22 protein-coding genes are annotated in these 24,951 nt (G+C 68.9%); 14 read left to right on the plus strand and 8 right to left on the minus strand.

What is annotated here, in order from left to right; translation table 11 throughout:
* Window positions 1-21: 21 nt before the first annotated feature.
* The 6 genes from BDK89_RS19630 to BDK89_RS19655 all read left to right on the plus strand — a co-directional run bounded on the left by BDK89_RS19630 (window position 22) and on the right by BDK89_RS19655 (window position 7,965).
* Window positions 22-567, plus strand: a complete 546-nt coding sequence (locus BDK89_RS19630; RefSeq protein ID WP_133870568.1) for an FHA domain-containing protein — start codon at window positions 22-24, stop codon at window positions 565-567.
* Window positions 567-2,063 (plus strand): Stp1/IreP family PP2C-type Ser/Thr phosphatase, encoded by a 1,497-nt coding sequence (locus BDK89_RS19635; RefSeq protein ID WP_133870569.1) that lies wholly within the window; start codon window positions 567-569, stop codon window positions 2,061-2,063. The genes BDK89_RS19630 and BDK89_RS19635 overlap by 1 nt, the downstream gene beginning before the upstream one ends.
* A 9-nt stretch (window positions 2,064-2,072) precedes the next feature.
* A complete protein-coding gene (locus BDK89_RS19640) occupies window positions 2,073-3,443 on the plus strand; it encodes an FtsW/RodA/SpoVE family cell cycle protein (protein ID WP_133870570.1) in 1,371 nt (456 codons plus the stop codon).
* A 274-nt stretch (window positions 3,444-3,717) separates the two neighbouring features.
* A complete protein-coding gene (locus tag BDK89_RS19645; protein ID WP_133870571.1) occupies window positions 3,718-5,244 on the plus strand; it encodes a peptidoglycan D,D-transpeptidase FtsI family protein in 1,527 nt (508 codons plus the stop codon).
* A 157-nt stretch (window positions 5,245-5,401) separates the two neighbouring features.
* Window positions 5,402-7,570, plus strand: coding sequence for a Stk1 family PASTA domain-containing Ser/Thr kinase (gene pknB / locus BDK89_RS19650; RefSeq protein ID WP_133870572.1), 2,169 nt, complete (start codon window positions 5,402-5,404; stop codon window positions 7,568-7,570).
* Window positions 7,570-7,965 (plus strand): TIGR03792 family protein, encoded by a 396-nt coding sequence (locus tag BDK89_RS19655; protein ID WP_133870573.1) that lies wholly within the window; start codon window positions 7,570-7,572, stop codon window positions 7,963-7,965. The genes pknB and BDK89_RS19655 overlap by 1 nt, the downstream gene beginning before the upstream one ends.
* A 760-nt stretch (window positions 7,966-8,725) precedes the next feature.
* Here BDK89_RS19655 and BDK89_RS19660 read toward each other — a convergent pair.
* Complete coding sequence (locus BDK89_RS19660; protein WP_243839227.1) at window positions 8,726-9,304, minus strand: anthranilate synthase component II; 579 nt, start codon at window positions 9,302-9,304, stop codon at window positions 8,726-8,728.
* 616 nt (window positions 9,305-9,920) lie between these two features.
* On the opposite strand from BDK89_RS19660, the gene BDK89_RS19665 reads away from it, so the two are divergent.
* Window positions 9,921-10,235, plus strand: a complete 315-nt coding sequence (locus BDK89_RS19665; protein ID WP_133870575.1) for a cell division protein CrgA — start codon at window positions 9,921-9,923, stop codon at window positions 10,233-10,235.
* Window positions 10,236-10,394: 159 nt separating this feature from the next.
* On the opposite strand, the gene BDK89_RS19670 is transcribed toward BDK89_RS19665, so the two are convergent.
* Together BDK89_RS19670 and BDK89_RS19675 are read right to left on the minus strand one after the other, a co-directional pair.
* Entirely contained in the window at window positions 10,395-10,670 is a 276-nt protein-coding gene (locus BDK89_RS19670) for a hypothetical protein (protein ID WP_133870576.1), read from the minus strand.
* A gap of 137 nt (window positions 10,671-10,807) precedes the next feature.
* A complete protein-coding gene (locus BDK89_RS19675) occupies window positions 10,808-11,980 on the minus strand; it encodes a thiolase family protein (RefSeq protein WP_133870577.1) in 1,173 nt (390 codons plus the stop codon).
* 116 nt (window positions 11,981-12,096) lie between these two features.
* Between BDK89_RS19675 and BDK89_RS19680 the strand changes: the two genes are divergently transcribed.
* The gene (locus BDK89_RS19680; protein ID WP_133870578.1) at window positions 12,097-13,908 is read left to right on the plus strand and encodes an AMP-dependent synthetase/ligase; all 1,812 of its coding nucleotides are present in this window, start codon (window positions 12,097-12,099) and stop codon (window positions 13,906-13,908) included.
* Window positions 13,909-13,932: 24 nt separating this feature from the next.
* Here BDK89_RS19680 and BDK89_RS19685 read toward each other — a convergent pair whose 3' ends face one another.
* Complete coding sequence (locus BDK89_RS19685; RefSeq protein WP_166657710.1) at window positions 13,933-14,511, minus strand: TetR/AcrR family transcriptional regulator; 579 nt, start codon at window positions 14,509-14,511, stop codon at window positions 13,933-13,935.
* 237 nt (window positions 14,512-14,748) lie between these two features.
* Between BDK89_RS19685 and BDK89_RS19690 the strand changes: the two genes are divergently transcribed.
* Window positions 14,749-17,007, plus strand: coding sequence for an MMPL family transporter (locus BDK89_RS19690; RefSeq protein WP_166657711.1), 2,259 nt, complete (start codon window positions 14,749-14,751; stop codon window positions 17,005-17,007).
* A gap of 6 nt (window positions 17,008-17,013) precedes the next feature.
* Here the strand turns inward: BDK89_RS19690 and BDK89_RS19695 are convergent, their stop codons facing one another.
* Genes BDK89_RS19695 through BDK89_RS19705 form a run of 3 tightly spaced genes read right to left on the minus strand, consistent with a single transcriptional unit; the run spans window position 17,014 to window position 19,970 of the window.
* Complete coding sequence (locus BDK89_RS19695) at window positions 17,014-17,469, minus strand: MarR family winged helix-turn-helix transcriptional regulator (protein ID WP_133870581.1); 456 nt, start codon at window positions 17,467-17,469, stop codon at window positions 17,014-17,016.
* A gap of 7 nt (window positions 17,470-17,476) precedes the next feature.
* On the minus strand, window positions 17,477-18,706 hold the full coding sequence (locus tag BDK89_RS19700) for an aspartate aminotransferase family protein (RefSeq protein WP_133870582.1): 1,230 nt from the start codon (window positions 18,704-18,706) through the stop codon (window positions 17,477-17,479).
* Window positions 18,707-18,764: 58 nt separating this feature from the next.
* Window positions 18,765-19,970 (minus strand): NAD(P)/FAD-dependent oxidoreductase, encoded by a 1,206-nt coding sequence (locus BDK89_RS19705; protein WP_133870583.1) that lies wholly within the window; start codon window positions 19,968-19,970, stop codon window positions 18,765-18,767.
* Between the two features lie 154 nt (window positions 19,971-20,124).
* On the opposite strand from BDK89_RS19705, the gene BDK89_RS19710 reads away from it, so the two are divergent.
* From BDK89_RS19710 to BDK89_RS19720, 3 genes are all read left to right on the plus strand, one after another.
* Window positions 20,125-20,544 carry a PaaI family thioesterase gene (locus tag BDK89_RS19710; protein ID WP_243839228.1) on the plus strand — a complete coding sequence of 140 codons (420 nt, stop codon included), beginning with the start codon at window positions 20,125-20,127 and terminating at the stop codon, window positions 20,542-20,544.
* A 24-nt stretch (window positions 20,545-20,568) separates the two neighbouring features.
* Complete coding sequence (locus BDK89_RS19715; RefSeq protein ID WP_133870584.1) at window positions 20,569-20,988, plus strand: VOC family protein; 420 nt, start codon at window positions 20,569-20,571, stop codon at window positions 20,986-20,988.
* Window positions 20,989-21,085: 97 nt separating this feature from the next.
* On the plus strand, window positions 21,086-22,099 hold the full coding sequence (locus tag BDK89_RS19720; RefSeq protein WP_133870585.1) for an ROK family protein: 1,014 nt from the start codon (window positions 21,086-21,088) through the stop codon (window positions 22,097-22,099).
* Window positions 22,100-22,784: 685 nt separating this feature from the next.
* Here BDK89_RS19720 and BDK89_RS19725 read toward each other — a convergent pair.
* Window positions 22,785-23,390, minus strand: a complete 606-nt coding sequence (locus BDK89_RS19725; RefSeq protein WP_208294138.1) for an alpha-ketoglutarate-dependent dioxygenase AlkB family protein — start codon at window positions 23,388-23,390, stop codon at window positions 22,785-22,787.
* Window positions 23,391-23,449: 59 nt separating this feature from the next.
* Between BDK89_RS19725 and BDK89_RS19730 the strand changes: the two genes are divergently transcribed.
* Together BDK89_RS19730 and BDK89_RS19735 are read left to right on the plus strand one after the other, a co-directional pair.
* Complete coding sequence (locus tag BDK89_RS19730; RefSeq protein WP_133870587.1) at window positions 23,450-24,247, plus strand: TrmH family RNA methyltransferase; 798 nt, start codon at window positions 23,450-23,452, stop codon at window positions 24,245-24,247.
* Between the two features lie 42 nt (window positions 24,248-24,289).
* On the plus strand, window positions 24,290-24,940 hold the full coding sequence (locus tag BDK89_RS19735) for a class I SAM-dependent methyltransferase (protein ID WP_133870588.1): 651 nt from the start codon (window positions 24,290-24,292) through the stop codon (window positions 24,938-24,940).
* Window positions 24,941-24,951: the final 11 nt, after the last annotated feature.

A 24,951-nucleotide genomic window follows, 5' to 3' on the forward strand; every position in this document is an offset into this window, starting at 1 on the left:
CGGCACCACACCCACCCACGCATGACCGACCAGGTACTCGACATCCTCAAGCTGGTGCTGCTGGCACTGCTGTACCTGTTCTTCGCGCGTGTGCTCTGGGCGGTGTGGAGCGAGGTGCGACAGCCCGACGCCCGCAGCATCGACCCGCAGCCCGCAGCGCAGCCACAGGCCGCGCCCCAACCGGCTGCAGCCCCACTCGATGGCACCCCGACCGGCGGCATCAACTGGCGTTCGAACCAGAAGCCGGTCCGTCCGGCCCGTGGCCAGGGAGGCCGACCCGCACGACTGGTCGTGCTCGAACCAAAGGAACGCCGCGGCACCACGTACGCGATCGGCGAGTCGTCGATCAAGATCGGCCGTGAGACGACGAACACGATCGTCATCGCCGACGACGCGTACGTCTCAGGACACCACGCGACGATCGCGCTGATCGGCGGCAACGTGGTCGTCGACGACATCGTCAGCAAGAACGGCACCTACGTCAACGGCACCCGGGTCAGCCAACAGCGTGCGCTCCACGTGGGCGACCGCGTCCAGATCGGCGCCACGATCCTGGAGGCGCAGTGATGGCCGAGCTGCGCTGGGGAGCCGCCACCCACGAGGGACAGCTGCGCTCCCAGAACGAAGATCACCACTACGTCGGTGAGAACCTGTTCGTCGTCGCCGACGGCATGGGCGGCCATCTGGCGGGCGAGGTCGCCAGCGAGATGGCGGTCGACCGCCTCCGTGACAACCTGCCCGGCGACGCCGACAACACGCTCGATCAGTTGGTCGCCGCGATCGACGAGGCGAACGACGAGATCTACGACGGGTCGATGCACAACCCCGATCAGGCGGGCATGGGCACGACCGTCACGGCCGTGGCGGTCGTCGCCGATCCGCACGACGGGGAGGCGTTCGGCATCGCGAACGTCGGCGACTCGCGCGGCTACGTCATGCGACACGCCCGCCTGCGCCAGCTGACGATCGACCACAGCTTCGTGCAGGAACTCGTCGCCGAGGGCGCGATCTCGCGCGAGGAGGCCCGCTACCACCCGCGCCGCAACATCGTCACCCGGGCGCTCGGCATCGAGCCGGGCGTGCGCGTCGACTCGTGGACGATGCCGATCTTCCAGGGCGACCGAATCCTGTTGTGCTCCGACGGGCTCGTCGACGAGATCACCGACGATCACATCACCGAGGTCCTGCTCGAGCATCCCGATCCGAACGAGGCCGCGCAGGCGCTGGTCGATGCCGCCAACGAGGCTGGCGGACGCGACAACATCACCGTCGTCATCATCGATGTCGTCGAAGGTGACGACCCGCCCGACCCGACCGAGGAGTTCGACGTCGTCCCGCTGTGGGCCGACGACGACGGCGACGACACCGGCGAGGTCCAGATCGTCGCCGACCCGCTCCCCGACGACGAGCACGACGACGCGAACGACGACGACGGTGATGGCGACGAGCACGACGACACGACCGGGGTGATCGCCGCCACGGCCGCCGTCGCAGCCGTCACCGCCGACGAGTCGACCGATGCTGCGACCGGCACCGACGTCGATGCTGCCGGCGACACCGTCGAGGTCGACGAGCCGCAGCTCCCGCCCGCCGACGACGGCGCACCGGCCGTCGTGCCGACCCCGCCACCGGTCGCCACCCCGAAACGCAAGCGCAGCCGCACCCAGGGCTTCTTCCGATTCCTGCTGATCCTCGGCGTCGCCGCCGTGCTCGTGCTCGGCTTCGTGATCATGGCGGCCTGGGCGCGCAGCGGGTACTTCGTGGCGTTCGACGAGCAGGACCGAGTCGTCGTCTACCAGGGTCGCGAAGACGGCTTCCTCTGGTTCGAGCCGACCCCCGAGGCGTACGGGCAGTACACCCGCGACGAACTCGACGACGAGTCGATCGCACTCGTCGAGGACAACGTCCACTTCGAATCTCGCGACAACGCGAAGGCGTTCGTGGCCCAGCGTCTCAGCCCCCGCTCCGAACTCGACGACTCGAGCGAAGGGGGCGAACCGGCCACGTCATCGGCCGACAGCTCCGGCACTTCGTCCGCCACGTCGAGTCCGGGCGACGGCTAGCGAGGCGACATGAGCGTTCGCACGGTCGTCCAGTACCGCCGGCAGACCGAGCTCACCCTGATCGTGATGGCTGCGGCCATCGTCGGCGTCGCCTACACCCTGGCGTCGCTCGGCGCGAACTCGGTGATCCCGGCCCGGATGGGGCCCTTCCTCGGGCTCGTCCTGATCCTCATCGCCGTCGCCCACATCGCCGTCCGCAAGCTGGCCCGTGGCGCCGACGGCACCCTGCTGCCGCTCGCGTTCCTCCTCCACGGTCTCGGGTTCGTCATGATCACCCGACTCGACGAAGACCTGGCCGGCTTCCAGGCGTTGTGGTCGCTCATCGCCGTCGGCGCGTTCTGCGCCACCCTCCTGTTCGTCCAGCGGGCGATCGACCTCGCCCGCTACAAGTGGACCCTGTTCTTCATCGGCGCCGGCATGTTGCTGCTCCCGATGCTGCCCGGGCTGGGATACGCGGCGGGCGGCGCCCGCATCTGGGTCAGCGTCGGGCCGATCAACTTCCAGCCGGGCGAGTTCGCCAAGCTCGCGTTGGCGATCTTCTTCGCCGCCTACCTCGCCGACCGGCGGGAGCTGATCGCCGCCTCCACGTGGAAGGTCGGCCCACTCCGGCTCCCCGAACCGCAGCACATCCTGCCGCTCGTCGTGGCGTGGGGCTTCGCCGTGCTGGTGATGGTCGGCCAGCGCGATCTTGGCTCGTCACTGCTGTTCTTCACCCTGTTCGTGGTGATGCTGTGGGTCGCGACCGAACGCAACATCTACCTGATCCTCGGCATCGTGCTGTTCAGCGGTGCTGCGTACGTGGCGTGGCGGCTGTTCGACCATGTGCAGACCCGTGTCTCGATCTGGCTCGACCCGTGGGAGGACGAGTACGGCAGCGGCTTCCAGATCGTGCAGGCCCTCTACGGCATCGGCGACGGCGGCATCACCGGCACCGGCCTCGGCCGCGGCTCACCCGACAAGGTGCCGCTCGCCCAGAACGACTTCATCTTCGCGGCGATCACCGAGGAGATGGGGCTCATCGGTGCCACCTCGATCCTGATGGCGTACCTGCTCTTGATCGGTGCGGGGTTTCGGATCGCGATCCGCACCGACCGCACGTTCGAGAAGCTGCTGGCGACCGGCCTCACCACGATCGTCGGCATCCAGGCGTTCATCATCATCGGTGGCGTCATCAAGCTGGTGCCGCTCACCGGCATCACCCTGCCGTTCGTGTCGTACGGCGGTTCGTCGTTGCTCGCCAACTACATCCTGCTGGCGCTGCTGATCCGGTTGTCCGACGCCGGAGCGATCCGCCGCGGCGAACGCACCGACGACCCGACGCCCCGCGAACGGTGGGCCGCGTGGAAACTGCGCCGAGCAGAGCGGAAACTGGCGTCATGACCGCGGCCCTCCTCCCGCCGCCCGGCACCCCCGTGCGCCGGCCCCGTCCCCACCCGGCGGACGCCAAGGCGATTAAATCCACCACGAGTCCACCGGTGGACCCCAAGGCGATTAAATCCACCAGGAGTCCGGCAAGGCCCTGTCCCCACCCGGCGGACGCCAAGGCGATTAAATCCACCTCGAGTCCACCGGTGGACCCCAAGGCGATTAAATCCACCAGGAGTCCGGCGGAGTCGCAGCCGAACGCCACCACGCGTCCGGGGGTGGTGGGGCGATGAACCGGAAGATCCGACAGCTGGCCGTCGTCTTGATGGGGTTGTACGTGGCGTTGTTCGCCGCGCTCAACTACTGGGCCGTCGACCGCACCGACGAACTGGCGTCCGAGCCGGGCAACACCCGCGCCGTCATCAAGGAGTTCGACACGCCACGCGGGCAGATCGTCACCGCCGACGGCGTGGTCGTGGCCCGCTCCACGCCGATCGACGACCCCGAGAGCGACGTCGCCTACCAGCGCGAATACCCGACCGGCGATCTGTTCGCCCAGATCGTCGGCTACTACACGTTCGGTCTCGGCTCGACCCAACTCGAACGTTCGAAGTCCGACGTGCTCACCGGCGACACGTTCACCCAGCAGGTGCGCGCTCTCGGCGACCTCCTGTCGACCGAGAACGACCAGTCCGGCGAGATCCGCCTCACGCTCCGCGAAGACATGCAGCAGGTCGCCAAATTCCTGCTCGGTCAGCGGCAGGGGTCGATCGTGTTGATGGACGTCGAGACCGGCGCACTGATCTCGATGTGGTCGTGGCCGAGCTTCGACCCGAACCGGGTGGCCGACCCCGACTACGACGCGGCGTTCGAGTACGTCACCGAGCTGCAGGAGGACGAACGCGACCCGCTCCTGGCGAACGCCTACATGCAGCGGTACATGCCGGGCTCGACGTTCAAGATCCTCACCACCGGCGCCGGCCTCGACTCGGGCACGATCACGCCCGAGACGACGTGGCCGTACGAGACCGAGTGGGTACCGCCCCAGACGGACGACCCGATCATGAACTACGGCGGCACGAGCTGCGGCGGCGACCTGGCCGAAGTCTTCCGTCGGTCGTGCAACATCCCGTTCGCCAAGATCGCGGTCGACATGGGCCCCGACCAGTACCCCGAGTACATCGACCGGTGGGGTGTCGAAGAGGACGTACCGATCGACCTGCCCCGCCCGGCGGCCAGCACCCTCGGCAACACCGACGACCTCGACGAGCGGCTGCCGATCCTCGCCATCAGCGGGTTCGGTCAGGCCGAGGTGCAGATGGTGCCGTTGCACATGGCGATGGCGGCCGGCGCCGTGGCGAACGACGGCGAGATGATGAGCCCGTTCGTCGTCGACGCCGAACTCGATCACGACGGCCGGGTGATCAGCCGCACCCAGCCCGACGTGTGGAAGCGGCCGATCAGCCGCCAGTCGGCCGAGATCATCCAGGACCTGATGGTGCAGGTCGCCGAGTCGGGCACGGCCAGCTGCTGCATCGCCCTCGAGGGCGGGATCCCGGTCGCCGCCAAGACCGGCACGGCCCAGCTCAACGGCCCGGGCGAGCCCGAACGGTCGCACGCCTGGATCACCGCCTATGCGCCGGCCGACGATCCCAAGTACGTGGTCGCCGTCATCATCCAGGGCACGAACGCCGAGATCTCGGCCAGCACCGGCGGCCGCCTCGCCGGGCCCGTCGCCAAGGCGATGCTCGACGAGATGTTCCGCATCGACCCGCCGACCCCGGCCGGGGCACCTGCGACGGAGCCACAACCGTGATCATGGACCGGCCGATCGGCGCCGATGAACCAGCTGAGAAGCGGTCCGTCGGGTACGGTCCGCGGCACCCCCATGACGGTGAGTCGGCGAAACCCGTCGGTATCCTCGTGGATCGGCCCGTTCCGCCCCTGTGGCGCCGCGGGCATGAGGCAATCAGATGAGTGAGAGCGGCAAAGCGACGGTCATCAGCGACCGATACGAGATCCACAAGCGGGTCGGGCGCGGCGGCATGGCCGACGTGTTCCTCGCCAAGGACCTCCTGCTCGACCGCCAGGTCGCCATCAAGATCCTGTTCCCCGAGTTCGCGGTCGACCCGAACTTCGTGGAACGGTTCCGTCGCGAGGCGCAGGCCGCCGCCAACCTCAGCCACCCCAACATCGTCAACGTGTACGACTGGGGCAAGTACGAGGGCACCTACTTCATCGCGATGGAGTACGTGCAGGGCCGCAGCCTCGCCGAGATCCTCAAGACGAATCAGCAGCTGACGCCGAAGCAGGCGGCCGAGATCGCCAGCGAGGTCGCCGCCGCCCTCGGGTTCGCCCACGAGGCCGGGCTCGCCCACCGCGACATCAAGCCGGCCAACATCATGGTCGGCGCCAACGGCCAGGTGAAGGTCGCCGACTTCGGTATCGCCCGCGCCATGAACGCCGGCACCGAATCGAACCTGACCCAGGCCGGGTCGGTCATGGGTACGGCCAGCTACTTCAGCCCCGAACAGGCCCAGGGCGCCCAGCCCGACCCGCGCAGCGACCTGTACTCGCTCGGCATCGTGATGTACGAGATGGTGGCCGGTCGGCCGCCGTTCACCGGCGAGAACCCGGTCGCGATCGCCTACAAGCAGGTGCACGACAAGCCGACGCCGCTCAACCAGCTGGTCGAGGGCATGCCGCGCCCGTTCGAGGCGATCGTCGCCAAGCTGCTCGCGAAGGATCCCAAGCTGCGCTACCCGAGCGCACACGCGCTGCGCGACGACCTGCGCCGGTTCCGCAACGGCGAGCAGGTGCAGGCACTCGTCGCCGCCGCCGCCCGACCGGGCACGCCGGCTGCGGGCATGGCTCGTCCCGGCACCGCTGCCGCCGCCGGGGCTGCCGCTGCAGCTGCTGCGGCTGCCACCACGGTCGGGACGACGCCGCCGGGAGTCGACCCGGCCACCCGCACGGCCCACGCCCATCCCCAGATCGCCGGCGCCCCGACCAACGCCCTGCCGGCGCAGCCGAACGCCGACATCACCACCTTGCCGCCCGGCGCGTCGCCCGAGGCCCGCTACTACCAGGACTCCAACAGCCGCACCGGCTGGTACGCCCTCGCTGCGTTCATCGCGCTAGTGGCCCTCGTCGCCGGTGGCGTGCTCCTGTACCAGGGGCTCACGCAGGAGAGCGACGACGTCTCCGCCGCCCGCACCCTCGACGACTACACGGGTCAGCCGCTCGACAGCGTCACCCAGGCACTCACCTCGCTCGGGCTCGAGTACCGCGTGTTCGCCGAGGAGAACCCGACCGTGCCGGAGGAGTTCGTGCACCGGACGGTGCCCGGTCCCGGCACGATCGTGACCGAAGGTCAGGTCGTCGAGGTGTACTACAACCCGACGGCGGCCCTCGTCACCGTGCCGAACGTCGCCGGGCGAACGCTCGAGGAGGCAGCCGCGCTCCTCGGCAACGAGGGATTCGAGATCGCGGAGACATCCGAGTTGAGCGACGTCGCCGAAGGGCTCGTCATCCGCACCGAGCCGCCCGCCGACAGCCGCGTCCCGCAGGACACCGTCATCACCGTCGTCGTGTCGGGTGGCCCCGACCAGGTGGCGATCCCGCCGATCATCATCGGCGACCCCGAGGCCGAGGCCCGCGCCCTGCTCGAATCCGACCAGTACGGACTGCTCGTCACCGTCACCACGCAGGTCGACGAGGTCATCCCGGCCGGCACCGTGATCAGCACGAACCCGCCACCGAACACCTTGGTCGACCGCGGTTCGACGGTCGAACTGATCGTCAGTTCGGGCCCAGGTCAGGTGCGGGTGCCGCCGCTGGTCGGCTTGTCGGAAGGTCAGGCACGCAACCTGCTCGCCGACGAGGGTCTCGGCATCGAACCGCAGTACCGCGAGCTCGAACCGGGCGATCCGAACGACGGCACGGTGCTCGAGCAGAGCATCCCGCCGAACCAGGAAGTCGACAAGGGCACCGTCGTCGGTGTCGTGATCGGTCAGGCACGCGTCGCCGAGACGACGACCACGACCTCCACCACGACCACCACGACGACGACCACCACGGTCCCCCCGACGACCACCACGACGGCGCCCGCCACCACCACGTCGTCGACCGCCGCGCCCTGATGCCCGACGCGCTGTACCGATTCACGTCGGGCGAGCGGCTGCCGGTCGAGGTCCTCGTCTTCGACGTCGACCCGGCGCATCTCGACGAGTTCCTCCGCGTCGACCACGAGGTCTGGACGCTCGGCGAGGCGTTGCTGCCGGGATTCGAGCGAATCCCCTTCCTGTCGAAGGAAGTGTGGGTCGACGACGCCCACCCCGGGCGGGTGCACCTGGTGTTCGTGTGGGAGTCGATGGCGGCGTGGGAGCGTGTCGGCGACACCGAGATCCAGCGCCGTCTGCAAGCCGAGTTCGACGAGCGCTTCACCCACCCGGTCACGCTGGTCGCCGCACTCCACGAGGACTCGAACTTCGGCATCCACCGAGTCAGCCGATTCGAACGCCCCGACCAGCCCTGACCGCCCCGGGGCGGTCTCGGTGGTGCCCGCTGCGCTGCCCCCGAGCAGCCGGCCAACCCAGGCCTCCGGCGATCTCGGCGCCCCCAGTTGCGTTCGCCGCAACCAACGCCACCGAGAACCCAACCGCACCCGGTCCCCATCGATCTCGGTGACCTCAGTCCGACATCCCGCACCACAGCCACCGAGGACCCAGCGGCACCCAGGCCTCATCGATCTCGGTGATCTCAGGTGCGACCCGCGCAACACACGCCGCCGAGAACCGGCAACACCTACCCTCCACCATCTCGGCGGCCCCAGTCCGACAACCCGCACCACAGCCACCGAGAACCCAACCGCACCCGGCCCCCATCGATCTCGGCGGCCCCAGTCCGACAACCCGCACCACAGCCACCGAGAACCCAACCGCACCCGGCCCCCATCGATCTCGGCGGCCCCAGTCCGACAACCCGCACCACAGCCACCGAGAACCCAACCGCACCCGGCCCCCATCGATCTCGGCGGCCCCAGTCCGACAACCCGCACCACAGCCACCGAGAACCCAACCGCACCCGGCCCCCATCGATCTCGGTGAACCCAGGTGCGACCCGCGCAACACACGCCGCCGAGATCCCACAACCCTCCCCAGCGCGATCTCGGCGGACCCGGTCCGACATTCCGCACCACAGCCGCCGAGAACCGGCGACACCCAGGCCACCACGATCTCGGTGACCTCAGGTGCGGCCCGGTGAACCAACGCCGCCGAAAGCGGGGCCTGGCGAGGTCAGTTGGCGCGGGCGAGGAAGGTACGGAGGAGGTCGTGGCCGCAGCCGGTGAGGATGCTCTCGGGGTGGAACTGCACACCCTCGACGTCGTGCTCACGGTGGCGGACACCCATCACGATCCCGTCGACCGAGCGGGCGGTCACCTCGAGCTCGTCGGGCACGGTGTCGGGGTCGAGCACGAGGGAGTGGTACCGCGTCGCGGTGAGCGGCGTCGGCAGACCGGCGAACACCCCGGCCCCCTCGTGCTCGATCGGCGACGTCTTGCCGTGCATCAGCTCGGGCGCTCGCACGACGTCGGCGCCGTAGACGTGGCCGATCGCCTGATGGCCGAGGCACACCCCGAGCACCGGCGTGCCGGCGTCGGCGAAGGCTCCGATCGCGTCGCAGATGATGCCGGACGTCTCGGGCCGACCCGGCCCGGGTGAGATCAAGACGGCGTCGGGTTCGATGGCCAGTGCTTCGTCGACCGTGATCTGATCGTTGCGATGCACGATCGGGTCGGCCCCGAGCTCACCCAGGTACTGGACGAGGTTGTAGACGAACGAGTCGTACGAGTCGATGACGAGCACCCGGGTCACGACGGCGACGCTACCCGCGAGCCCCACCCCCTCCCCCAACGGTTCCACGGCGCCCGACTGCGACCCGAACCCGGACGCCATCCACATCTCGGCGGCGCACGTCCGAGAAACCGCACCACAGCCACCGAGAAGCCACTGGACGCCGCTGCCACCCAGACCTCGATGACAACAGTCCAGCATCCGGAACTCAGATCACCGAGAACCCGACCACGCCGAACACCACCGCCTTCAGGCGCGAACACCGCACCCGACGCTGCGACAAGGGCACCGGGGGACCCGACCACCCGCAATCTCGGCGGCACACGTCCGACATTCCGCACCACAACCACCGAGCACCAACCCGGCACCCACACCGCCCGCAATCCCGGCGGCACACGTCCGACATTCCGCACCACAACCACCGAGCACCAACCCGACACCCACACCACCCGCGATCTCGGCGGCACACGTCCGACATTCCGCACCACAACCACCGAGAACCAACCCGACACCCGCGCCACCCCACTGTCCGGCGTGCCTGGTCCCCCACCGGAACCCAGATCGCCGAGAACCGACTGAACCCGGTTTCCAGGCGGTCGCCTGTGTCGGGCGGCACTTCCCCGTAGACTCGTCGATCGTGGCACCTCCGAAGCGCAAGACCGGCGGCGGCCGTGTGACCCCGAAGGGAACCCGTCCCGGCGAGGGCCAGCGGATCGCCAACCCCGAAGAGAACGAGCGCGGCGTACACACGTCGTCTCGCTACACCCCACCGGTGACGTCGGAGATGCGCGAGCCGAAGCCGTGGATCCCGGTGCTGATGCTCGTCCTGCTCGGGCTCGGCATGGTGATCATCATCGTGCGCAACCTCGGCTTGGTCGACGGCAACTGGCCGCTCTTCATCGGCCTCGGTTGCTTCCTCGGCGGTCTCTACACCGCCACCAAGTGGCGCTAGTCGTCCGCCGCTGACGGCCCGTCTCCGGGCAACGACATACCCTCACCCGCGTCAACAGTTGCGCGCGCACGGTGACATCCGACACGGACAGGTTGTCCACATTCGGAGAATCACACCAGTGTCATTTCCCCCAGACTTATCCACAGGTGTGTGGACGAGTCAGTCGTACAGGGGCGGAACGATCACCATGTCCTCGAGACAGTGCCTCGGCGGGGGCGGATCGTCATCGGGGGCCACGGTCAACTTCAGCTCCACACCGCAGACATCACAGCGATACCTGACGTTCACCTTGCGGAGTTCTCCGGGCTCGGGCGGCTCGATCGGCGGCGCCGAAAGCGCTTGCAGCATCGCCCACCCCATTCGCCAGATGCCGACCATCAGGAGTAGGCCCAGGGCGACCCACACCACGGTGCCCACAGCCGACGCCACGATCATGCGGTCACGCTATCGGTTTATCCCCAGCCCCTGTGCACAGCGGGAAATCGGCCGACGAGCACCCGTTTGAGACCCGCTTTGCACAGGCATCACACCCCTCGAACGCGGCCCACAGGCCATTCGGAACGCCGCCTCGGTCAGGCGTCGAGACGCTCGATGATGGTGGCGTTGGCCATGCCGCCGCCCTCGCACATGACCTGGAGGCCGTATCGCCCGCCGGTCCGCTCGAGCTCGTGCAGGAGCGTGGTGAGCAGGCGGGCACCGGAGCACCCGAGCGGATGCCCGAGTGCGATGGCGCCACCGTTGACGTTGACCTTGTCGAGATCGGCCCCCGTCTCGCGCTGCCACGCCGCGACGACGGCCGCGAACGCCTCGTTGATCTCGATCAGGTCGATGTCGTCGAGGGTCAGGCCGGCCCGTTCGAGCACCTTGCGCGTCGCCGGGATGGGGGCGGTGAGCATCAGCCGCGGGTCGGCGCCGGCGACGGCGAACTCGACGAATCGGGCTCGCGGTCGGAGCCCCAACCGGTGCGCGGCTTCCTCGCTCGTGATCAACACGGCGGCGGCGCCGTCGGTGATCTGGCTGGAGTTGCCGGCGGTCACGCGCCCGCCCGACTCGGCCGGGACGAACACCGGCTTCAGCCGGGAGAGCGTCTCGAGGTCGGTCGGACGGATGCCCTCGTCGTCGGTCATCGTCGATCCGGCAGCGTCGACGAGCGGCACGATCTCACGCTCGAACCGGCCCTCCGACACCGCTCGCGCCGCCCGGCGCTGCGACTCGAAACCGATCCGGTCCATCTCGTCGCGGCTGACGTCCCACTCGTCGGCGACCAACTCGGCCGACACGCCCTGAGGCACCAGCCCGCCGGCGGGTGCGTAGCGGGCGCCGAGCTTCGGGCCGAACGGGTAGCCGTACCGGCCGTCGGCCATCGACGAGCCCATCGGCACCCTGGTCATCACCTCCACGCCCCCGGCGACGACCACGTCGTACGAACCGGCCATCACGCCCTGGGCGGCGAAGTGCGCCGCCTGCTGGCTCGATCCGCACTGACGGTCGACGGTGGTGCCGGGCACGGTGTCGGGCCAGCCGGCGGCGAGCACTGCGTTGCGGGCGACGTTGATGGCCTGTTCGCCGACCTGCATCACGCAGCCCATGATCACGTCGTCGACGACGGCCGGGTCGAGGTCGGCCCGCTCGCGGAGCGCCTCGAGTACGACCGATGCGAGGTCGACCGGATGCCACTCGCGCAGGCGGCCGTTGCGCTTGCCGAGTGGGGTGCGGACCGCATCGACGATCACGGCGGTGGACATCGCCACAGTGTGACCGACGACACGTTCCCGCGCCGAACCCAGCCCGGAACGAATCGTCCGAAGCCGGGAACAACGCCTCTTGGCGCTGTGCCCGAGGTCACGCGAGACTGTGCCGCATGACACAGCGCTCCACGATCGCCGAGCTCGACGCCAAGGTCGCCGGACAGACGGCCCCCCGCTGCTTCCTGCAACAGGCGGCCGAGCAGCCCGACTTCCCGTTGCTCAACTCGATGGACGACAGCGGCGGCTGGAACCGCTGGACCGTCGCCCAGGTTCGCGAGCTCGCTGCCCGGACCGCGGCCGGCCTCCTCGCCGACGGTGTCACGCCCGGCGAGCGAGTTCTGCTGATGATGCGCAACTGTCCCGACTTCCACTGGCACGACCTGGGTGCACAGTTCGTCCGGGCGACGCCGGTGTCGATCTACAACTCGTCGTCGCCCGAGGAGATCGAGTTCCTCGCCGGCGACGCCGGTGCCCGCATCGCCATCCTCGAAGACGATGGATTCCTGCAGCGCATGTTGAAGGTGCGAGGCGCCCTGCCGCTGCTCGAGAAGATCTACGTCATCCATCCGCCCGAGGGCGACCTGCCCGAGGGCGTCTTCCCGGTCGCCGACCTGATGGCGCACGGCGAAGCCGATCTCGATGCGCTCGCCGAGGCGACCCAGCCCGACGACCTCGCCACCCTGATCTACACCTCCGGCACGACCGGCCCGCCGAAGGGCGTGATGATCAGCCAGTACAACGTGGTCTACACCGCCGAGTCGCTGTGGGAGTCGATCGAGCGTCCCGACGCGAAGGGTTGGCGCGTCATCTCGTACCTGCCGATGGCGCACATCGCCGAGCGCATGACGAGCCACTACCGCTCCCTCATCGACGGGCTCGAGGTCTACTGCTGCCCCGACCCGAGCGAACTCACCTCGTACCTGCGCGAGGTCCACCCGCAGATGCTGTTCGGCGTGCCGCGGGTGTTCGAGAAGATCTACGCGGGCGTGATCGCTGCCCTGTCGGCCGACCCCGAGAAGAAGCAGCAGTTCGACGACGGCGTCGCCGCTGCGATCGAGATCAAGCGTGCGCAGCGCGAGGGCACGGCGACCGAGGAGCAGATCGGCACCCTCGAGTTCCTCGACGCGATCGCCTTCTCGACGGTCCGCGGCCTGGTCGGTCTCGACGAGCTCGAACTGGCGATCACCGGTGCGGCGCCGCTGCCGGCCCAGGTGCTCGAATGGTTCAACGCAATCGGGGTCAACCTCGCCGAGGTGTACGGCTTGTCGGAGACCAGCGGCCCGATGACGTTCACACCGGCTCGCAACAAGCCGGGATGGGTCGGCCAGGCCATTCCCGGTTGCGAGGTCGCGATCGCCGACGACGGCGAGGTCATCTGCCGCGGCGGCAACGTGTTCCAGGGCTACCTGAACCAGCCGGAGAAGACCGCCGAGGTGCTCGTCGACGGCTGGTTCCACTCGGGCGACATCGGCGAGATGGACGACGAGGGATACGTGCGCATCGTCGATCGCAAGAAGGAACTGATCATCACGTCGGGCGGCAAGAACATCAGCCCGGCCAACCTCGAAGCGGCGCTCAAGCTGATCCCGTTGGTCGGCCAGGCGTGCGCGATCGGCGATCAGCGCAAGTTCATCTCGGCGCTGCTCGTGCTCGACCCGGAGGTCGCCCCGGTCTGGGCAGCCGACAACGGCAAGGCCGGCATGTCGCTCACCGAACTGGCGACCGACCCCGACGTGATCGCCCTCGTGCAGGAAGGCGTCACCGAGATCAACGAGCAGTTCGCCCAGGTCGAGCAGATCAAGAAGTTCGTCTTGATCGGCGAGGAGTGGATGCCCGACTCCGACGTGCTCACCCCGACCTCGAAGCTCAAGCGGCGTGGCATCCACGCCCGCTACGCGGAGCAGATCGAGGCGCTCTACGCCTGACGAACGTCGGGGCCTGCCCCGACGTCAGGCCGTGACCGGCTGCGGCGCGAGTGCTCGGCAGGAGAGCTCGATCATCTGATCGAGTCGTTCGTCGAGCGCGATCGCGTCGGGCCGGAGCAGGTGCTGCACGAGGAACGGCCCCTGGAGGAACTGCATCGCGAGCGTCACGTCGATCTCGGGATCGACCTCACCGCGTGCGATCGCCCGTTGGAGCACGATCCGCAGCGGGCCGTACTCGGCTTCGCGGGTGCGACGGAACGCCTGCTCGAACTGGGGGTGGTCGATCGCTCGGTGCAGCATCGACACGAACAGCCGCCGGGAGACGGTGGGTTCGACCCCGTCGACGAAGCGTTCGACCATCGCTCGCAGGTCGCCGGCCAGCGAACCGGTGTCGGGTGCCTCGACGTCGGTCTTGATGCATTCGACCGCCGCGATCACCACCTCGTCACCGTTGGCGAAGTGCCGGTAGATCGTCGTCTTGGCGACGCCGGAGCGGCGTGCGACCTCGTCGACCGTGCAGGCGTCGATGCCGTCGGCGATGATGATCGCCTGGGCGGCGTCGAGCATCTTCGTGCGGGCTGCGGCGCTGAGCGGACGGGGCATGGTGCTACTCGACGGTAGCGGTATGACCCGATTCGACAACGAGGCGTGCGGTGTGACGTCTGGCATATTGCGCTACGGAACCGTTGCGGAACGTGTGAGCATTCGGTAGAACCGAACCGCTCGCCCGAGTTCGCCGACCCCAGGAGCCACCCCCACATGTTTCGTTCGTTCGCACGTTGGTGCCATCAACATCCCTGGACCGTCATCGGCGCATGGCTCGCGGCCATCGTCGCTGCCATGACCCTGGCCGGCGTCGTCGGCCCCTCCTACGACAGCAGCTTCTCGTCACCCGAGTCGGAGAGTTCCGACGGGTTCGAGACCATCAGCGAGTACTTCCCCGGTGCCACCAGCCAGTTCGGCGGCCAGCTCGTCTTCCAGGCCGAGCAGGGCATCGCCGACCCGGCGGTGCGTTCCGAGATCGAGGAGATCCTCGTCGAGGTCGCGGAGATCGACGGCGTCACCGTCATCAGCCCGTTCAGCGAGCAGGGTGCCGCCCAGATCGCCCCCGACGGGACGATCGCCTACGCCCAGCTGAACCTCTCCGACGACGTCGACCAGACGGAGTCGGGAGAGATCGGCGAGGAGTTGAACGAGATCGTCGCCGACACCGGCGACCTGCGAGTCGAGATCGGCGGCGCCATGTTCGCCGAGTTCGAGCCGCCCGAGACCGAGCTGATCGGTCTGGCGTTCGCGATCATCGTCCTGATCGTGTCGTTCGGTTCGGTGCTGGCGATGGGTCTGCCGATCGGCGTCGCCCTGTCGGGTGTGATCGTCGGCAGCGCCGGCCTCGTCACCCTGCTGACCAAGGCGTTCACCATCCCCGACTTCGCCCCGCTGATCGGCATCATGATCGGCCTCGGCGCAGGCATCGACTATGCCCTCTTCATCGTCACCCGCTACCGCGAGCTGACCCACGCCGGCGTCGAGCCGAAGACGGCGATCGAGGCGGCGATGGACACCGCCGGCCGCGCCGTCGTGTTCGCCGGCATCACCGTCGTCGTGTCGCTGCTCGGCATGCTCCTCATCGGTCTGCCGTTCGTGGCCGGCATGGGCATGTCGGCGGCCGCCACCGTGTTCGTGACCCTCATCTCGTCGGTCACGCTCCTCCCGGCGCTGCTGTCGCTCACGCACAGCCGCATCGAGGTCACCCGCTGGCGCGGCCTGATCGCCGCCGGTTTCGTGGCGCTCGGCCTGCTCGGCGCCGGCCTCGGCAACCCGACCCTGTTCCTGTTCGGCGCCGGCCTGGCGATCGTCACCCTGATCGCCGGCTCGTTCGTGCCGGCGCTCAAGAAGATGGTGCCCGAGCGCAAGCGCAAGCCGCTGCGTGACACCCTCGCCTACAAGTGGAGTCGCGGCATCCAGCACCGTCCGTGGATCGCCCTCATCGGCGGCACGGCCATCCTCGTCCTGCTCACCCTCCCCGTGTTCGGGATGCGGCTCGGGTTCTCCGACGAAGGCAACTTCGCCGAGGACACCACGACCCGTCAGGCGTACGACCTCGTCGCCGAAGGCTTCGGCGACGGCTACAACGGACCGTTCGTCCTCGCGATCGAGACCGACAGCCCCGACGACGTCGCCGTCGTGCAAGAACTGGCAGCCGCCGCAGAGGCGACCGAGGGCGTCGCCGCCGTCGGCCAGCCGTTCCCGAACAACTTCCAGGACCCGGCCGCCTCCGAGGCGTTCATCATCCAGATCATCCCGGAGGGCGCGCCGCAGGACGCCGACACCGAGGACACCGTGCTCGCCCTGCGCGAGGCCTTCGAGCCGATCGTCGAGGGCACCGGCGTCGAGGCCAACCTGACGGGTGCCGTGCCGGCGTCGATCGACTTCTCCGACTACCTCAGCGGTCGCAACATCATCTTCTTCGGTGCGGTGCTGATCGTGTCGTTCTTCCTCCTGATGATGGTGTTCCGTTCGATCCTGGTGCCGATCAAGGCCGTGATCATGAACGTGTTGTCGATCACCGCCGCCTTCGGCGTCGTCGTGGCGATCTTCCAGCAGGGCTGGCTCGGTATCGAGGGCGGCCCGATCGAGCCCTTCATCCCGATGATGATGTTCGCGATCGTCTTCGGTCTGTCGATGGACTACGAGGTGTTCCTCCTGTCACGCGTCAAGGAGGAGTACGACCGCACGGGCGACCCGCGCAACTCCGTCGCCGACGGCCTCGCCGCGACGGCACGAGTCATCACCGCTGCGGCGGCGATCATGGTCGTGGTGTTCGGCGCCTTCCTGCTCGAGGACGACCGCATCATCCGCCTGTTCGGTACCGGTCTCGCCTTGGCGGTGCTCCTCGACGCCACCCTCGTCCGCATGCTGCTCGTGCCTGCCACGATGGAGCTGCTCGGCAACCGCAACTGGTGGCTCCCGCGCTGGATCGACAAGATCCTGCCGCGACTCAACGTGGAGGGCGCTCACCTCGAGGAGCTGCTCGCCGAGAGCGGTGTCGACGTCGAGGTGCCCGACACTCCCGAAGACCTGGTCGAACCGGTCCGATAGAGCGCGTCAGTCGGCGGGTCGATCGTGATGGTCGACCCGCCGGGTGATCTCGTCGACGAGGGCGATCTCGTCGTCGGTGAGCCGGCTGGCGAACCGGGCCTGCACCGACCGGCGGAACGACAGGTTCATCTCCCGCCACAGCGTGCGACCACGCGGCGTCAGCTCGACGTCGACGGCGCGGTGGTCGAGCGGATCGACGTCTCGATGGCGCGCGATCCAGCCCTCTTCCTCGAGCCGGTCGAGTCGACGGCTGAGGCTCGAGGGTGGGATCCGCATCCACGCCGCGACGTCTTGCGGCCTGGCTCGCCCGCCGAGGTCGCGCAGTGCGTTGAGAACCTCGAACGAGACGAGCGGCACCGCCCATTCGCGACGCAGGTCGTCGTCGATGTCGCGGTGGATGGCAGCGACGACCGACTGGAGTTCGCGCCAGGCGAGCAGTCGGGCGGCGTCGAGACGGGGCACGGTCGGGTCAGGCGGTCGCCTTCAGCGCCGCGGCGAAGGCGCCGACGGCCTCGTCGATCTCGCCGGACGTGACGATCAGCGGCGGCATCCACCGGACGATGTTGCCGGCGGTCCCGGCGTTCATCAGGATCAGGCGGCCCTCACGCAGACAGTGCTCGAGCACCGGGCCGACCCGGCTCGAGTCCTCGAAGCTGGCGGCGACCATCAGACCCGGGCCGCGCACCTGGCGCAGCTCGGGATGCAGCTCCTTCAACTCGCTCAGTCCGTCGCGCAGCTGGGTGCCGCGCGCCCGCACGTTGTCCATGAAGCCCGGCTCGCTCATCACGTCGATGGTGGCGATCGCCGCGGCGCACCCGATCGGGTTGCCGCCGTACGTGCCACCGTGGCTGCCGGTGGGCCACAGGTCGTCGAGTTCGCGTCGGGTGCCGAGAGCGCTCAGCGGGAAGCCCGACGCGATGCCCTTCGCCATGCAGATGATGTCGGGTTCGACACCGAGCCGGTCGACGGCGAACCACTCGCCGGTGCGACCGAAGCCCGACTGGACCTCGTCGGCGATGAACAAGATGCCGTGCTCGCGGCACCGTTCGATGATGCCTTCGACGAACGCCTGCGGCGCCGGGATGTAGCCGCCCTCGCCGAGCACCGGCTCGAGGATCACGCACGCGGTCTCCGACGGTGCGGTCTGGGTGGCGAGCAGGCGGTCGAACGCACGGAGCGATGCGCTGACCGTGGCTTCCTGATCGGATGCCAACGGGTCGGGGAACGGTGAGACGTAGACGCCACTCGGCAGCGGGGCGTGACCCGCTCGGTACACCGTCTTCGACGTGGTCATCGACATCGCGAGGTGGGTGCGGCCGTGGAACGACCCCTGGAACACGATCGTGTTGGGTCGCTTCGTCGCCTGCTTGGCCAGCTTGACCGCGGCCTCGGTGATCTCGGCGCCCGAGTTCGCGAAGAAGAACGTGTCGATCGACTCGGGCGTGATCGCGTCGAGCTTGCCGGCCAGCGTCTCGAGCAGGTCGTGGGTGTACACGTTGGCCTGCGCGTGGATGAACTTCTCCGCCTGCGCGGCGATCGCCTCGGTCACCTTCGGGTGGCAGTGGCCCGTGGAGTTGACGGCGATGCCGGCGGCGAAGTCGAGGTACTCGTGACCGTCGACGGTGGTGACGCGGCACCCGCGTCCGCTGGCGACGTGGAGGTCGGTGACCTTGAACCAAACCTTCGAGAGATTCGACATGTCGCGAGCCTATGCACGCGGAGACCTCCTCCGATACCCCCGACGATGAGGCCGGTTGTCAGGACGTCAGTTCGGCGGCGACGTCGACGGCGTCGTCGAACGAGATGCGCTGCTCGAGGTGCTTCCGGAACGGCATGACGAGACGGGGCATGTCGAGCCCGAGCACGCCCCGTAGCCGTCCGCCACTGCCGTAGAGGGCAGCGAACTTGCGGTCGTCGACCGAACCCGCGACCGCGCACACCTCGTCGTCTCCGGCCGGACGTCCGAGGAACTGGATGCGGTGGTGATACTGCTCGCTCCAGAAGAACGGGACGGGTTCGTAGGCGCGGGTCGGTTCGCCGTCCCGCCAGGCGATCAGATTCGAACCGACGATGGCGCCCTGCTCGGCGGCGTTGGTCCAGTGCTCCACGCGCATCGCCTCGTCGAACAGGGGGTTGTGCCAGCGGGCGACGTCGCCAGCGGCGAAGATGCCGTCGTGGCCGACGCCGAGGTCGGGGCCGCACACGACACCGTCGTGGATGGTGAGGCCCGATCCGTCGAGCCAGTCGACCGCCGGGCTGACACCGATCCCGACGACGAGCACGTCGGCGTCGACCGTCGTGCCGTCGGCCAACTCGACGTGACGGCCTGCGATGGCGGCGACCGACACACCGCACCGGACGTCGACGCCGTGATCGTCGTGCATCGCGGCGACGGCTGCGCCCATCTCGGCACCGAGCCCTCGCATGAGCGGCGCCGGGGCGCCTTCGAGGACGGTGACCTCGTTGCCGAGTCCGCGGGCGGTCGCGGCGACCTCGAGCCCGATGAAGCCGGCGCCGATGACGACGACCCGCTTGCCACCGTCGGCGATCTCGGCGCGCAGTGCGAGCGAGTCGTCGAGGGTGCGCAACACGTGCGCCGAATCGTGGGCGTGTTGGCCGGGCAGGGTGCGAGGGTCGGCGCCCGTGGCGATCACGAGGCCGTCGAACTCGACGTGGGTCCCGTCGCCGACGAGGACGGTGCGCGACTCGACGTCGAGCCCGACCGCTCGGGCGCCGGTGCGCCACGTGAGGTCGAGGCCGTCCATCTGATCGGGTTTGCGGAGTGCGATGCGATCGGGTTCCCACTCCCCGCTCAGCAACCGCTTCGACAGGGGCGGCCGGTCGTAGGGGTGGTGGGTCTCGCCGCCGATCATCGTGATCCGCCCGTCGAAGTCGGCGCCCCGCAGCGTCTCCGCCGCCCGCAGCCCCGCCAACGACGCCCCCACGATCACCACATGCTCCATGCTCATGTCCTACCACGACGGACGGCCGCGACGAATGGGGTCGGATACGTTTCGTCGAAGCGACCCGAGGCACGGACCGGCTGGCCGACGAAACGTATCCGACCCCATGGTCCGACCCCGCTCGTCCGGGTGGCTGTCTCGTAGCGTGCTGGCGGTGAGCGAGCTGACGCCGGAGTTGATCAACGAGACCATCCTCGCCGAGTACGAGGAAATGCGGAACCTGTGCACCGAGATCGGTGACGGGTACGTGATGACCTCGTGGGAGGTCGACGAGGCCACAGACATTCGGCCCGGCGGCTACGTGTCCGGACCGACGCAGTTCAAGATCGCCGACGGCGCGCTCTGGTACCTCACGTTCGCCGCGCTCGGCCGGATCGAGCCGATGGCGTTGACGTCGGAGCTGTCGATGCGCTTCCTGCGTCCGGCGATCGGCACCCGCATGATCTGCCGAGCGACGCTCGAGGCGGCGAACCGGCGCAGCGTCGTCGGTACGTGCCACATCTGGGTCGACGGCGCTCCCGATCGCATCACCTCGACGGCGCAGGGCACGTACGCGATCCCGATGCCTCGCTGACGAGACGGTCGTACGCTGACGGCGATGTCCGATCGTCCTCGCTTCCACCTCGCCTTCCCGGTCCACGACCTCGCCGCGGCACGACGCTTCTACGGCGAGGTGCTCGGATGCCCCGAAGGTCGCAGCGCCGATCACTGGGTCGACTTCGATCTGTACGGCCACCAGATCGTCGCCCATCTCACCGCGCAGGCCGGCGATCGTGTGACGAATCCGGTCGACGGCGACGACGTACCCGTTCCCCACTTCGGCCTCCTGCTCACGCCCGACGACTGGCGCACGCTCGCCGACCGCCTCGAGGCCGCCGCCGTCGACTTCGTGATCGAGCCGCACACCCGCTTCGCCGGCGAGCCGGGCGAGCAGTCGACGATGTTCGTGCTCGACCCGTCGGGCAACGCGCTCGAGTTCAAGGCGTTCGCGGACGACTCGATGGTGTTCGCCCGCTGACCGACCCGATCGACACCGCTCGGCGGGCCGTTGGTGGCGCGTGCCGTATCATCCGACCGATGCCGAACCGAACCCCCACTCCCCCGGCGACCGAACGATGACCCTCGACTACATCGTCGGGCTCGACAACGGCGGCACGGCGAACAAGTTCACCGTCATGGATCGCTCGGGCAACTATCTGGTCGACGAGCTCATCGAGCTCCCGAGTCGAGTCACCGAGGGTCCGGGCGCGGCACTCGGCGCGCTGAAGGATGCGTTCGAGGCGGCGCTCACGACCGCCGGCATCTCTCGTGACCAGGTGCTCGGCGTCGGTTTCGACAGCCCCGGTCCGGCGTCGGCCGACGGCGTGCTGTCGTCGCGGGGCGCCACGAACTTCGCACATCGCGAGTGGTGGGGATTCGACTTCCGGAGCGCGCTCGAGAAGATCCTCGAACTGCCGGTCGTCTACTCGAACGACACCAACGCGGCGGCGCTGTACGCGCACCACCGCCACTTCGGTGCGGTCGCCGCCGACCGGTCGTCGGCTGCTGCGATCGTCGGCACCGGCCTCGGCGGCGGCCTGATCCACGAGGGCCACATGATCAAGGGCGCCGCCGGCATGGCGGGCGAGCTCGGACACGTCCACATCCCGACCGACGGGATCCTGCGCGAGGGGCAGCCGGTGCCGGTCTGCAACTGCGGCTTCGTCGGCGACGCCGAGAGCTTTGCGTCACTCACCGGCATCCGGAACAACCTGCTGCCCTACTGGCTGACCCAGTATCCCGATCACGAACTGAACCAGCTCGACATCGCCGACGCCGCCAAGGCCGTGCGCGGGTTCGGCGAGCGCGGCGACGAGATGGCGCTGACGATCTTCGAGCAGCAGGCGATGGCGATCGGGCGGTTGTTCACCATCGTCGCGAACGTGTTCGACCCCGACGTGTACTTCATCGGCGGTGGCGTGCTCGAGGCCGAACCGCACTTCCGGGACTGGTTCCTCGACCAGGTGCGCCGGCACACCAACCTGCGGGCCGAGCAGCGCGACGTCGCCGAGGTGCTCGAGGTGACCGACCTCGACATGGCCGGCTGCCGAGGCGCCGCCGTCGCCGCCCTCAGCACCCTCGGCCACTGACCACAAGGGGTCAGGCACCTTCTGGGCGGCATGCTCGACGCTCGCCAAACCGTGCGAGACCAGAAGATGCCTGACCCCTTGCGGGCGGCATGCTCGACGCTCGCCAAACCGTGCGAGACCAGAAGATGCCTGACCCCTTGCGGGCGGCATGCTCGACGCTCACCAAACCGTGCGAGACCAGAAGATGCCTGACCCCTTGCGGGCGGCATGCTCGACGCTCACCAAACCGTGCGAGACCAGAAGATGCCTGACCCCTTGCGGGCGGCATGCTCGACGCTCACCAAACCGTGCGAGACCAGAAGATGCCTGACCCCTTGCGGGCGGCATGCTCGACGCTCACCAAACCGTGCGAGACCAGAAGATGCCTGACCCCTTGCGGGCGGCATGCTCGACGCTCACCAAACCGTGCGAGACCAGAAGATGCCTGACCCCTTGCGGGCGGCATGCTCGACGCTCGCCAAACCGTGCGAGACCAGAAGGTGCCTGACCCCTTGTGGGCGGCATGCTCGACGCTCGCCAAACCGTGTGAGACCAGAAGGTGCCTGACCCCTTGTGGGCGGCATGCTCGACGCTCGCCAAACCGTGTGAGACCAGAAGGTGCCTGACCCCTTGTGGGCGGCATGCTCGACGCTCGCCGGACCGTGTGAGACCAGAAGGTGCCTGACCCCTTGTGGTCGACCGTCGGTCAGGCGGAGCGGAAGGTGATGCTGAGTCGGGGGCCGGTGGTGAGGCGGACCTTGGGGACGGTGTGCTCCCAGGTGTGCTGGCAGGCGCCGCCCATCACGAACAGGTCGCCGTTGCCGAGGCTCCAGCTGAGCGACTGACCGCCGCCTCGGGGGCGGAGCCGCAACGGGCGCGGTGCGCCGACGCTCAGGATCGCGATGACGGGGTTGTTCACCACGTGGCGGTGGCGGTCGCCGTGCCAGGCGACGGAGTCGTTGCCGTCGCGGTAGAGGTTGAACCCGATCGAGTCGAACGGTTCGGCGTAGCGCTCGGCGAGCATGAGCCGGATGTCGTGGAGCAGTGGGAGTGGCTCGGGCGTGCCGTGTTCGACCCGCCACCAGGCGGTGAGGCGCGGTTCGGCGACGATCGAGTCGTACATCCGCACGCCCGTGCGCTGTCGGAACGGGAGGGTGGTGGTGAGTTCGTCGAACACGTCGTCGGCGCCGCGCAGCCAGCCCGGGACCAGCTCGACCCAGGTGGTGTGGTCGAGCGCCAGCCGCTGCGCCTCGGCGAACGAGGCGTCGACCTCGGGCGCCAACGTCCCGAACAGCGACCCTTGATAGAACACGTGTTCGATCGTACAGAACGAACACCAGTTCGTCCACCCACCCGCCAGACTACGGCCCGATGGAACGCATCGCCGACGCCGCCGATCCGCGACTCGCCGACTACCGCGAGCTGCGCGACGCCGCAGCGCGACGCCGCATCGAGGGCGACGAGTTCTTCATCGCCGAGGGCCCGACGTCGATCGAGCGACTGCTGGCGTCCGACCACCGGGTGCGCAGCGTGCTGGTCTCGGAACAGAAGTACGAGCGTCTGGCCGATCTCCTCGATCCGCTCGACGCCCCGACATACGTCGTCGACAAGGCACTGCTGCGCCACATCGTCGGTTTCGACCTCCACCGCGGCGCCATCGCCGCCGCCGACCGCCGGCCGCTCCCCGACCTCGCCCACGTGCTCGCCACCTCGCGACGGGTCGCCGTCCTCGAGGGGCTCAACGACCCCGAGAACCTCGGGGCGATCGCCCGCAGCGCACGCGCCCTCGGCGTCGACGCGTTCGTGCTCGACCCCACCTGCATCGACCCGTACACCCGCCGCACCGTGCGAGTCAGCATGGGCGAGATCCTGTTCCTGCCGTCGTGTCGGGTCGACGCGGCGATGTGGCCGGGTGCGGCGCTCGACGCGATGCACGACGCCGGCTTCGAGACGTGGGCGATGACACCGGCCGACGACGCCGTCGACATCTGGAGCCTCGACGTCCCCGATCGCCTCGCCATCGTGCTCGGCGCCGAAGGTCCCGGGCTCGAACGACGGACCATGGCCTCGACGACGCGTCGGGTGCGCCTGCCGATCCGCTCCGACGTCGACTCGCTGAACGTCGGCAACGCCGCCGCCGTCTCGTTCGCGATCACGAACCGCCCCTGACGGTTCGTTGTGAGCGCACGTTTCCGTGCAAGACTCCGGGCCATGACGAACGCGGGGATCGTCGAACTCGGCCGCCACGCGGATTACACACGTCCCCAGCCGTTCGCCGGCCCCGACCACCCGATGCGCCTCCTCACCCGAGCGACGGCGTTCGGCGATCCGTGGACCGACCAGGACGCGGCCCGGGTCGCCCAGGTGTTCGACGACCTCGCCCCGTCGTGGAGCACCGATCACGTCGACCCCCTGAAGGCCGCGCCGCTCCTCGATGCGATCGATCGGGGTGGTGTGCCGACGTCGGGCCGGTGGATCGAACTCGGATCGGGCACCGGGGCCGGTTGTCGGGCGCTCGACGGTCGAGTCGACGAGCACATCTCGTTCGACCTCTCGTTCCAGATGCTCGCCCACGCCCCCGACCGGGTGCCCCGGGTGCAAGCAGACTCCTCCCAGCTGCCTCTCGCCGACGACACCGCCGACGTGGTGCTCATGATCAACATGCTGCTGTTCCCCGGCGAGGTCGACCGGATCCTCCGGCCCGACGGTGCCGTCGTGTGGATCAACACTCTCGGCGACCAGACGCCGATCCACCTGCCGCCCGGCGACGTCGCCGAGGCGCTGCCGGGCGACTGGGCGGGGTGCAGCGCCCACGCCGGCACCGGCTTCTGGGTGGTGCTCCGACGCTTCGCCGCCGACTGATCGGCGCGAAG

The sequence above is a fragment of the Ilumatobacter fluminis genome (assembly GCF_004364865.1).
Taxonomy (GTDB): Bacteria; Actinomycetota; Acidimicrobiia; order Acidimicrobiales; family Ilumatobacteraceae; genus Ilumatobacter; species Ilumatobacter fluminis.

Bases quoted from the DNA above. Each gene is read 5' to 3' on its own strand.
- BDK89_RS19630 (WP_133870568.1), top strand. From the start codon at position 22: ATGACCGACCAGGTACTCGACATCCTCAAGCTGGTGCTGCTGGCACTG.
- BDK89_RS19635 (WP_133870569.1), top strand. From the start codon at position 567: ATGGCCGAGCTGCGCTGGGGAGCCGCCACCCACGAGGGACAGCTGCGC.
- BDK89_RS19640 (WP_133870570.1), top strand. From the start codon at position 2,073: ATGAGCGTTCGCACGGTCGTCCAGTACCGCCGGCAGACCGAGCTCACC.
- BDK89_RS19645 (WP_133870571.1), top strand. From the start codon at position 3,718: ATGAACCGGAAGATCCGACAGCTGGCCGTCGTCTTGATGGGGTTGTAC.
- pknB (WP_133870572.1), top strand. From the start codon at position 5,402: ATGAGTGAGAGCGGCAAAGCGACGGTCATCAGCGACCGATACGAGATC.
- BDK89_RS19655 (WP_133870573.1), top strand. From the start codon at position 7,570: ATGCCCGACGCGCTGTACCGATTCACGTCGGGCGAGCGGCTGCCGGTC.
- BDK89_RS19670 (WP_133870576.1), bottom strand. From the start codon at position 10,670: ATGATCGTGGCGTCGGCTGTGGGCACCGTGGTGTGGGTCGCCCTGGGC.
- BDK89_RS19675 (WP_133870577.1), bottom strand. From the start codon at position 11,980: ATGTCCACCGCCGTGATCGTCGATGCGGTCCGCACCCCACTCGGCAAG.
- BDK89_RS19680 (WP_133870578.1), top strand. From the start codon at position 12,097: ATGACACAGCGCTCCACGATCGCCGAGCTCGACGCCAAGGTCGCCGGA.
- BDK89_RS19685 (WP_166657710.1), bottom strand. From the start codon at position 14,511: ATGCCCCGTCCGCTCAGCGCCGCAGCCCGCACGAAGATGCTCGACGCC.
- BDK89_RS19690 (WP_166657711.1), top strand. From the start codon at position 14,749: ATGACCCTGGCCGGCGTCGTCGGCCCCTCCTACGACAGCAGCTTCTCG.
- BDK89_RS19700 (WP_133870582.1), bottom strand. From the start codon at position 18,706: ATGTCGAATCTCTCGAAGGTTTGGTTCAAGGTCACCGACCTCCACGTC.
- BDK89_RS19705 (WP_133870583.1), bottom strand. From the start codon at position 19,970: ATGGAGCATGTGGTGATCGTGGGGGCGTCGTTGGCGGGGCTGCGGGCG.
- BDK89_RS19715 (WP_133870584.1), top strand. From the start codon at position 20,569: ATGTCCGATCGTCCTCGCTTCCACCTCGCCTTCCCGGTCCACGACCTC.
- BDK89_RS19720 (WP_133870585.1), top strand. From the start codon at position 21,086: ATGACCCTCGACTACATCGTCGGGCTCGACAACGGCGGCACGGCGAAC.
- BDK89_RS19730 (WP_133870587.1), top strand. From the start codon at position 23,450: ATGGAACGCATCGCCGACGCCGCCGATCCGCGACTCGCCGACTACCGC.
- BDK89_RS19735 (WP_133870588.1), top strand. From the start codon at position 24,290: ATGACGAACGCGGGGATCGTCGAACTCGGCCGCCACGCGGATTACACA.